We start from the raw sequence: 8,876 nt of genomic DNA on the forward strand, positions 1-8,876 counted from the left end.
CGTGAGCCCCACCGTTACCGACAAGACCACGACCACGCAGATCCGGCCCCGCTACGAGGGCTCGAACATCTGCACCTGGATCGGCTTCAAGCACGTCAACTACATGGTCGAGGAAGCCGTGCTGGACCACCTGCGCCAGCGCGGGTTCCCGGCGGGCGCGCTGTACGAGCGCTACGGCCTGTGCACCGACATCACCGACCTGGACACCAAGATCCTCACGGCGTTCCACATCGACGACCTGGCCACGGCCACCGTCAAGGAGGTCGCGCACGACGGCCCCGAGCTGCGGCTGGCCGTCGAGTTCACCGTCGACCGCGGCAAGCCCGTGCGCGCGGTGAAGTCGAAGGTGTCCGTGTCGCTGCGCCTGGACCCGCACGGCTTCGACGCCGAGGACGCGCCCGCCGAGCTGGCGCCCCACGTCGTGGACGCGATCTCCGCGCCCAGCGACAAGGTCGTCCCGATCACCGTCGGCGACGCCGACCCGCTGGACCTGCTCACCGCGGGCCGCAACGCGTTCGGCTGGGCGTGGCGGATGCCGTACTTCTACTGCCACTTCACCGAGCGCGTGCAGATGTCGGGCTACCTGCGCCAGATGGAGGAGATCCTCGACCTGTTCGTCGAGGACCGCGGCGTCTCGATCAAGACCCTGCTCGACGAGCAGAACTGGATCCCGGTCGTGCCGCACTCGCGGATCACGTTCCTGGCCGAGGCGAAGATGGAGGAGACGCTCTACACCGTCTTCACCGTCGAGGACATCTTCAAGCGCTACACGTTCACCGCCCGCATGGACTGCTACGTGCTGCGCGACGGCGTGCTCGTGCCCACCGCCACCGGCAAGATCACCCACGGCTGGGCCGTGATCGAGAACCGCAAGGACTGGAGCCTGGTCAACTTCGACGACCGGCTCACCGACGCCCTCACCGGCAAGGCGGGCGTGATCTCCGGCCGCGGGACGGTCTGACCCCGTGACCGCCACGACTCCCGTCGACCGCACGGGTCGACTCGTCTTCTCGGCCTGGTCCGCCGTGTCGCCCTACGGCATCGGCGGCGACGCCTTCACCGCGGGCGTCGTGGCGGGCCGGGACGCGACCACCGAGCTGGACCAGGAGACCTACCCCGGCCCGTACCCGCGGGCCGGGCTGGTGCCCGAGTTCAGCGCCGCGGGCGCGTTGGGCCGCAAGGGGACCAGGACCATGGACCGGGTCACGGCCATCGCCGTGTCCGCCGTCGGGCAGGTCATCTCCGACTGCGGCCCCGACCTGCTCGCCGAGCCGGACCGGGTCGGCCTGGTGCTGGGCACCGGGTCCGGCTCCGTCCAGTCCATCATGGACTTCACCAAGGACTCGCTGACCGGGATCAAGCCCTACCACGTCGACCCGGCGCTGTTCCCGAACACGGTGATGAACCGCGCGGCCGGGCAGAGCGCCATCTGGCACGGCATCAAGGGCCCCAACACGACCATCGCGGGCGGGGCCCTGACCGGCCTGCTGGCGTTGAGCTACGCCGTGCGGCTCTACCGCGGCGGCCACTGCGACCGGGCCCTGCTCGGCGCGGCCGAGGAGTACTCGGTGCAGCGCGCGTGGCTGGAGTACCACGGTCGCACCGGTGACGGCGACGCGCCCGCGCTCGGCGAGGGCGGCGCGGTGTTCCTGCTGGAGCAGGCGTCGGACGCCGAGTCGGCCGGTCGGTCGCCGCTCGCGACCGTCCTGGCCACCCGGTTCCGCGCGTTCGGCGACGCCGCGGACGCCCGCCAAGCCGTGGCGGACTGCGTGCGGGCCGCGTTGACCCAGGCAGGCGTCACGGCCGCCGATGTGCGGCTGGTCGCGCCCGCCGGTGGTGAGTTCGAGGCCGCCGAGGACGGCGGCCTGGCCGACGCGCTCGACGGCGGCACGCCCGAGTTCGTCCGGTGTGGACGGTTGTTCGGCGACACGTCCGCCGCCGGCGCCAGCTTCCAGTTGGCGGCCGTGCTCGCCACGGGCGGCGGCGGGATCGCGCTGGTCACCGGCGTGGACCGGGACGGCACGGTCGGCTGCGCGGTGCTGGGGCTGGCCGGATGACCGCGGTGGAGGAGGGGACGCGGATCTTCGTGGATCCGGAGGACCCGGTGTTCGCCGGGCACTACCCCGGATTCCCGATCCTGCCCGGCCTGTTCGTGGTCGAGCACGTGCACGCGGCCGTCCGCGATCGACTGCCAGGCAAGCGGGTCAGCGCGGTGCAGCGGGCCAAGTTCCTCCGGCCCGTGTTCCCCGGCGACACGCTGTCCATCGCGGCGGAGTTCGAGGACGACGGCGACGGCGTGCGGGTGTCGGCCGTGGTGTCGAAGGACGACGGGCCCGTCGCGGAGATCAAGCTGAGGTACTCGGCATGACCGGCGTCGCGGGCATCAAGAAGATCATCCCGCACCGCTTCCCGGTGCTGCTGGTGGACCGGGTGTCCGAAGTGGACCCCGGCCGCACGCTGGTCGCGCACAAGGCGGTCAGCGGCCGCGAGCCGTGCTACGACGGGCTTCCCGACGACGCCGACCACGCGTACCCGATCGGCCTGCTGCTGGAGTCGTGGGCGCAGTGCGCGGTGCTGCTCACCCGGTGGGAGAGCCCGAACCCGGACGTGCTGGCGGACAAGGTGGAGCTGATCACCGGGATCCGCGGGGTGTCGCTGCTGGCCCCGGTGTACCCCGGCGACGTGCTGACCCACCACGTGCGGCTCGTCCGCGAGGTCGACGACGCCGCGATCCTGGCCGGGCACAGCGTGGTCGCCGGTCGCACGGTGCTGGAGATCGGCACGTTCACGATGGCCCGCCGCGGGGTCGAGGTCCTGCGGCCGCAACGGGGAGTGGTGGCATGAGGCGCGTCGCGCTGGTTTCCGGAGGATCGCGCGGGATCGGGCACAAGGTGGTGACCCGGCTCGCCGAGGACGGCTACGACGTCGCGTTCTGCTACCAGTCGAACGTGGACGCCGCCGCGGTCGTGGCGAAGGAGGCCGAGGCCGCCGGGGCGACCGTGTTCACCGCGCAGGTGGACGTGTCGCAGCGGCGCGAGGTCGAGGTGTTCGTGAAGACCGCGGAGAAGGAGCTCGGCGGTCTGCACACCGTCGTGTCGTGCGCGGGCATCGTGCGGGACAACCCGCTGGTGCTGCTCAAGGACGACGACTGGCAGGCGGTGCTGCGGGTCAACCTCGACGGCACGTACTACCTGTGCAAGGCCGCGGCGTTCTCGATGATGAAGCGCCGCACGGGCAGCGTGGTCACGATGTCGTCCGTCGCGGGCGTGTACGGCAACGCGGCGCAGACGAACTACTCGGCGTCCAAGGCCGGGATCATCGGGTTCAGCAAGGCGCTGTCCAAGGAGGTCGCCAAGTACGGCATCCGGGTCAACGCCGTCGCCCCCGGTTTCATCGAGACCGACATGGTCGCCGGCCTCGCCGACGACTTCGTGGCGCGGATGACCGAGAAGATCCCGCTCGGCCGGTTCGGCACGGCCGACGAGGTCGCGGACCTGGTGTCGTTCCTGGCGTCCGACCGCGCGACCTACGTGACCGGCCAGGTGTTCGGCGTCGACGGCGGGTTGGTGCTGTGAAGCCCAAGTTCTACTTCTCCCTGCGCAGCCCGTACTCCTGGATGGCGTACCGGGACCTGCTGGACCGCCACCCCGACGTGGCCGAGGCCGTGGAGTGGGTGCCGTTCTTCGAACCCGACGAGCTGAGCGAGCGGATGCTGGCCGAACGGGGGGAGGAGTTCCCGTACTCGGCGATGTCGCGCGCGAAGCACTTCTACATCCTCCAGGACGTCGGCAGGCTCACGAAGGCGCGCGGGCTGCCGTTGACGTGGCCGGTCGACCGCGCGCCGGTCTGGGAGGTGCCGCACCTCGGGTACCTCGTGGCGGAGCGGAACGGGAAGGGCCCCGAGTACATCGCGGCGGTGTACCGCGCGCGGTGGGAGCTGGGGCTGAACATCTGCGACCCGGCCGTGATCGCCGACGTCGCCACCTCGCTCGGGCTGGACCCGGTCGAGGTGTCCACCGCCGCCACGTCACCCGACCTGCGGTTGGCGGGCGTGGAGGTCCTGCTGCGGATCTGCAAGGACGGCGTGTTCGGCGTGCCGTTCTTCGTGCACCGGTTCTCCCGGTTCTGGGGGATGGACCGGCTGGACGAGTTCGCCGCGCACCTGCGGTCGAAGCTGGCCCCCGCGGGCGCGCTGCCCCCCACGGCGTCGTCCGTCTCGGTCGGGCGGTCGTCGGAGGAGAGCCACGCGGGCGGCTGCGGCTGACGGGACCTGGCTCCCCCGGACACCTCCGGGGGAGCCAGGTCGTCGGTCAGGAGCAGCGCCAGAACGCGGGCTGGCTGAACGTGGTGGAGTTCCAGCTGTAGCCCGCGACCGTGCCGTTGTCGGCCGAGACCTCGAACGTCCGCTGCCCGCTGAGCGTGCCGACCTTGGCCGTGCCCTGCCACACCCAGTGCGCGGCGGTGAGGCCGGTGACGATCTTCCAGCCGGTCGTCTGGCCGGTGCGGTTGATCGACGTGATCAGGTTGGACGCGACCGGCTTGGTGATCGAGCCGTCCTGCTCCCACACCGCCCCGACCATGCCGCCCGCGTTGATCGCGCCTGCGACGCGGCCGTTGGAGATGGCCTCGCCGTAGACGGACGTGGTGCCCGACGGCGTCGGCAGGACCCGCGCCGATCCGGCCTTCCACAGGTACAGCGCCGTGGCGTCGATGGAGTTCGTGATCGTGGGGTAGTACTCGACCAGCACGGTGCCGTCCTGGTCGACGGCCTGCCCGAGCGTCTGGCCCGTCGACGGCAGACCGCCCAGCTTCACCACGGTGCCGGGCGCGCTCGCGGGCCACAGGACCGCGGTGCGCACGAGGTAGGTCGAGCCGCCGGACGTGACGTTCGAACCGACCTCGCCGACGATGTCACCCGCGTCGTTGACCCCGTTGGCCCAGGAGTGCTGCGCGCCCGCCGGTTCGGGCAGCACCTGCAACGCGGTGCCGACCGAGCGGAACGCGCGCTGGTGGTTGCCGGTCGTCGCGCTGGTGTGCCCGACGATCGTGCCGGACTTGTTCACGCCCGACACGAAGGCGTGGGAGTAGCCGGGAACCGTGCCGTAGTCGACGGCCTGACCGCCGACCCAGCGGACGGCGTGCACCGTCCCGCCCGACGTCTGCGCCTCGCCCGCGTACCCGCTCAGGCTGTCGGCGGCCCGCACCACGCCCTGGGTGAGGCCCGCGGGCAGCGGAAGGTTGGTCGACGTCCACGTGCACGTCGCCGCGGAGGCGGTGGGGGAGACGATCGCGGTGAGCGCCAACGCGACGACCACCGGGTAGCTGAACCGCATGATTCTCCTTGACTGGTAAGGAAACCAACGGCCCACGGTGGCGAAACGGGCTGACTCGCGGCTGACCGTGCGCTGATCAGCCGCGGCGCAGGACGAGGTCGAGGCCGAAGTCGAACCGCTCGTCGAACCCGGCGCGGTCGAGGTGGGGCAGGACGCGGGCCAGCGCCGGGTACGCGCCCGCCGTGACCGCGCGGGCGAGCCGGTGGTCGCCCGGATCGGGGAACGCCTGCTCCTCCTGCGCCAGCCCCAGGGTGAAGTAGACGACCGTCCAGCACAGCCACACGGCTTCCTTCTCGCCGTGGCCGTCGGCGAGGAGCGCGCCGACCAGCGCGTCGGCGAAACCGAGGGTCGCGGGCTCGGCGGCGTAGGTGCCCGCGACGATCGACGCGCCGTCGCGGTGCCGCAGGAGGGCCTGGCGGTAGCGGTGGGCGAGTTCGCGCACGCGGTCGTGCGGGTCGGCGGGCAGGTCGTCCGTGGAGGCCTTGGCGATGATCGCGTCGGCCATCAGTTCCCGCAGGCGGGCCTTGGTCTTCGCGTGCCACAGGACGGTGTTCATCCGCACGTCCAGGCGGGTCGCGATCGAGCGGATCGACACCGCGTCCGCGCCCTGCTCGTCCATCAGGTCCAACGCGGTCCACACCACGGAGTCGACGTCGAGGCCCGATCTGCTCGCTTGACTCTTGGTCACCGACCTAGTATATCTCTTGGTCAGTGACCAAGGAGGCAGCGGTGGAGCAGGTAGTGGTGGTCGGGGGCGGTCCCGTGGGGCTGTGGCTCGCGGCGGAACTGAGGCTGGGCGGGGCGTCCGTGACGGTGCTGGAGGCGAGGGAGGAGCGGGATCCGCACTCGAAGGCGTTGACGATCCACCCGCGCACGCTGGAGGTGCTGGCGTGCCGGGGGATCGTGGACCGGTTCCTCGTTTCCGGGGTGCGGATCCCCAGCGGGCACTTCGCCGGGTTGGACGACCGGATGGACTTCGGCGTGCTCGACACGCCGTACCCGTTCACCCTCGCCCTGCCACAGGCGCGGACGGAGGAGTTGCTGGAGGAGCACGCCCTGTCGTTGGGCGTGAAGGTGCTGCGGGGTGAGCGGGTGGAGGGCTTGGTGCCGCGCGACGACCACGTGACCGTGCACGGGTCGTCGGTGGTCGACGCGGCGTACGTCGTGGGGTGCGACGGGGCGCGCAGCACCGTGCGGTCGTCGGCGGGCATCGACTTCCCCGGCACCGACGCCACGAACTGGGGGTGGCTGGGCGACGTCGTGCTGGACGACCCACCGCCCCAGCCGGTGCTGTCGGTGACCGGGGCCGAGGGCGGGGTCATGGTCGTGGCGGTGCCCGGCGGCGTGCACCGCTTCGTGGGCAACGACCCGACCGGCAACCGCACGACGTGGCCAGGTGAGCTGACCCTGGAGGAACTGCGCGCCACGGTCGTCCGCGTGACGGGCCGGGACTTCGGGATGCGCGATCCGCGCTGGCTGTCCCGCTTCGGCAACACCACGCGCCAAGCGGCTCAGTACCGCAAGGGCCGGGTGCTGCTCGCGGGCGACGCGGCCCACGTCCACTTCCCGACGGGCGGCGTCGGGCTCAACGTGGGCGTCCAGGACGCCGCCAACCTGGGCTGGAAGCTGGCGGCCGTGGCGACGGGCCGCGCCCCGGATTCCCTGCTGGACACCTACCACGCCGAACGCCACCCGGTAGGCGAAGACCTGCTCCGCGCCACCAGAGCCCAAACCGCCCTGATGACCTCCTACACCCCGGAAACCCTCGCCCTGCGATCGATGCTGAGCGAGTTCATCGCCGACCTCCCGGCCTTCTCCAGCGCACTGGCGAACCGCCTTTCGGCCCTGGACGTCACCTACCCCTCCTCACCGAACGCACACCCGTTGACGGGCAGCCGCGCCCCAGACCTCCGCTTCACCGACGGCACAGGCCTGTTCGACCTCCTACGCCACGCCAGACACGTCCTCGTGGGCGTCGGAGATGTCGATGACGCGGTGCCCGCGGGCCCGTTGCTGAACCCACCCGCCGAGTGGGCCGGTGTGACAGCCGCCCTGATCCGTCCGGACGGCCACGTCGCCTGGGCCACCGAGGAGGCCGAATCCCTTATGCCGCAGTGAACCACCGGCCCGAGACCAGGGAAGGCAGGTGCCAGGAGGACTTCCACCTCGTTGAGCGCGACGACTGCCCGGAGCCGCCCGAGCCGCCGCCGGCCCCAGCAGGTGGGCCGCTGGGATGGCCACAGTGCTTGGGTGACCGCGCGGCGCGGATCGCCGGTGCCGTCGTGAAGGGTCGGCCGGCCCAGACGCTACGTCGATCCCGGAGGGCGATGAGCTTCAAGGCGACTTCCGCTTGAGCGGCGTGGCGGACCGGCATCGCTGATGGCAACAGCTCGGAACTGATCAAGCCGGTTGGTGCGGGTCCTTCGCCGGACCCGTTTACCAAGTGGACCGCCGTCACTGCCGCGCTGATCCAACTAGGCGGCCATGTCGGTTTCCGTCCAGAGGGTCGGTGGTCCAGCTCTATCGCTGGCGCGGATCTGCTCAGGCCGGTTGATGCCTACCCGACAATCCGGTGTTGCCAACTCCCAGTCCTGAAGGAGGACGACCATGACCATCCTGCCGTTACCCCGACGCACACCGGCCAGAGCGCCCCCGCCGAGCCGAGGGCGACCTTCAGCGGGTGAGCGGGCGGCGGGCCACGAACACGTACTCCGCGCTGGCATCGTTGAACGGTTCGGCCGCGAAGCCGCCGTGCAAGGTCTCCAGTTCGAGGTTGGCCACGTCGAGCAGGCCCAGCCACTCGTTCTTCGTCGCCCACCACAGCGAGCTGGTGGCGCCGTCGTCGCGGATGATGTCGATCCTGTTGTCGCCCACCCAGTACCGGAGCGTGTGCGGGGTTCGGTCGTCCTGGTGCGCGCCGTCGACGCGGGCGGCGACGTGGTGGTCGAAGGCGAACGCGTTCCAGGCGAACCGGCCGCCGGGGCGTAGTGCGGCGGCTACCCGTTCGAACGTGCGGCGGCGGTCCGACCACGTGGGCAGGTGCAGCAGTGAGCGGAACGGGCAGTAGACCAGGGCGGCGGGCTCGTCGAGGTGGAGGTCGCGCATGTCCGCCTCGCGCAGGTCGAGGTCCACGCCCGCGGTGGTCGCGTTGGCGCGGGCCAGGGCGAGCATCGCGGAGGAGGAGTCGAGGCCGATCACCCGGTGGCCGGTCGACCGGGCGACGGGGATCGCCACGCGGCCGGTGCCCACCGCCAACTCGACCACGGGGCCGTCGGCCTCGCGGGCGAGGGCCGCGTAGAAGGCGATGTCGTCGGTCATGTGGGCCGACCAGCGCTCGTAGTCGACCGCGAACGTCTCGTCCCAGGTCATCGGCCGAGGTAAGCACGGGCCGTCGTGGCGAGGCCAGTCGATTTCGGTGGAGTGGGGGCTTCCGGTGGGGCGGCGGGGCCGTCGCCCCACCCGAAGCGCCAGGCTAAAAACTGTCTCTTATAAACATAAGACGCGGCCCACCCCATATGGGGGGTATATCTCGGTGGGCGCCGG

General features: G+C 71.3%; 10 protein-coding genes. 7 read left to right on the top strand and 3 right to left on the bottom strand.

Going from position 1 to position 8,876, the window contains the following annotated elements; genetic code table 11:
* The first annotated feature begins 1 nt into the window (after position 1).
* From ACFWW9_RS11395 to ACFWW9_RS11420, 6 genes are read left to right on the top strand one after another with little or no spacing between them, the layout of a single operon-like run.
* Entirely contained in the window at positions 2 to 961 is a 960-nt protein-coding gene (locus ACFWW9_RS11395; RefSeq protein ID WP_390374668.1) for a thioesterase family protein, read from the top strand.
* Positions 962 to 965: 4 nt separating this feature from the next.
* Entirely contained in the window at positions 966 to 2,057 is a 1,092-nt protein-coding gene (locus ACFWW9_RS11400) for a beta-ketoacyl synthase N-terminal-like domain-containing protein (RefSeq protein WP_390374670.1), read from the top strand.
* Complete coding sequence (locus ACFWW9_RS11405; RefSeq protein ID WP_390374672.1) at positions 2,054 to 2,368, top strand: 3-hydroxyacyl-ACP dehydratase FabZ family protein; 315 nt, start codon at positions 2,054 to 2,056, stop codon at positions 2,366 to 2,368. Before ACFWW9_RS11400 ends, ACFWW9_RS11405 begins: the two co-directional genes overlap by 4 nt.
* Positions 2,365 to 2,844 (top strand): 3-hydroxyacyl-ACP dehydratase FabZ family protein, encoded by a 480-nt coding sequence (locus tag ACFWW9_RS11410; RefSeq protein ID WP_390374674.1) that lies wholly within the window; start codon positions 2,365 to 2,367, stop codon positions 2,842 to 2,844. The genes ACFWW9_RS11405 and ACFWW9_RS11410 overlap by 4 nt, the downstream gene beginning before the upstream one ends.
* Positions 2,841 to 3,575: a 3-oxoacyl-ACP reductase FabG gene (fabG, locus tag ACFWW9_RS11415; RefSeq protein ID WP_390374675.1), complete on the top strand. Its 735-nt coding sequence runs from the start codon at positions 2,841 to 2,843 to the stop codon at positions 3,573 to 3,575. The genes ACFWW9_RS11410 and fabG overlap by 4 nt, the downstream gene beginning before the upstream one ends.
* On the top strand, positions 3,572 to 4,264 hold the full coding sequence (locus tag ACFWW9_RS11420) for a 2-hydroxychromene-2-carboxylate isomerase (protein ID WP_390374677.1): 693 nt from the start codon (positions 3,572 to 3,574) through the stop codon (positions 4,262 to 4,264). The genes fabG and ACFWW9_RS11420 overlap by 4 nt, the downstream gene beginning before the upstream one ends.
* A 46-nt stretch (positions 4,265 to 4,310) precedes the next feature.
* Here the strand turns inward: ACFWW9_RS11420 and ACFWW9_RS11425 are convergent, their stop codons facing one another.
* On the bottom strand, positions 4,311 to 5,333 hold the full coding sequence (locus ACFWW9_RS11425) for a hypothetical protein (protein WP_390374679.1): 1,023 nt from the start codon (positions 5,331 to 5,333) through the stop codon (positions 4,311 to 4,313).
* Positions 5,334 to 5,409: 76 nt separating this feature from the next.
* Positions 5,410 to 6,021 carry a TetR/AcrR family transcriptional regulator C-terminal domain-containing protein gene (locus tag ACFWW9_RS11430; protein ID WP_390374681.1) on the bottom strand — a complete coding sequence of 204 codons (612 nt, stop codon included), beginning with the start codon at positions 6,019 to 6,021 and terminating at the stop codon, positions 5,410 to 5,412.
* Between the two features lie 41 nt (positions 6,022 to 6,062).
* On the opposite strand from ACFWW9_RS11430, the gene ACFWW9_RS11435 reads away from it, so the two are divergent.
* Positions 6,063 to 7,451 (top strand): FAD-dependent monooxygenase, encoded by a 1,389-nt coding sequence (locus tag ACFWW9_RS11435; protein ID WP_390374683.1) that lies wholly within the window; start codon positions 6,063 to 6,065, stop codon positions 7,449 to 7,451.
* A 555-nt stretch (positions 7,452 to 8,006) separates the two neighbouring features.
* Here ACFWW9_RS11435 and ACFWW9_RS11440 read toward each other — a convergent pair.
* Positions 8,007 to 8,702 (bottom strand): class I SAM-dependent methyltransferase, encoded by a 696-nt coding sequence (locus ACFWW9_RS11440; protein WP_390374685.1) that lies wholly within the window; start codon positions 8,700 to 8,702, stop codon positions 8,007 to 8,009.
* Positions 8,703 to 8,876 lie beyond the last annotated feature (174 nt).

Origin of the sequence: Umezawaea sp. NPDC059074 (genome assembly GCF_042738955.1) — a bacterium.
Classification (GTDB): domain Bacteria; phylum Actinomycetota; class Actinomycetes; order Mycobacteriales; family Pseudonocardiaceae; genus Umezawaea.

What these genes read in the sequence shown, in the direction of transcription:
- ACFWW9_RS11405 (WP_390374672.1), top strand. Translation starts at nt 2,054, where the DNA reads ATGACCGCGGTGGAGGAGGGGACGCGGATCTTCGTGGATCCGGAGGAC.
- ACFWW9_RS11410 (WP_390374674.1), top strand. Translation starts at nt 2,365, where the DNA reads ATGACCGGCGTCGCGGGCATCAAGAAGATCATCCCGCACCGCTTCCCG.
- fabG (WP_390374675.1), top strand. Translation starts at nt 2,841, where the DNA reads ATGAGGCGCGTCGCGCTGGTTTCCGGAGGATCGCGCGGGATCGGGCAC.
- ACFWW9_RS11425 (WP_390374679.1), bottom strand. Translation starts at nt 5,333, where the DNA reads ATGCGGTTCAGCTACCCGGTGGTCGTCGCGTTGGCGCTCACCGCGATC.
- ACFWW9_RS11440 (WP_390374685.1), bottom strand. Translation starts at nt 8,702, where the DNA reads ATGACCTGGGACGAGACGTTCGCGGTCGACTACGAGCGCTGGTCGGCC.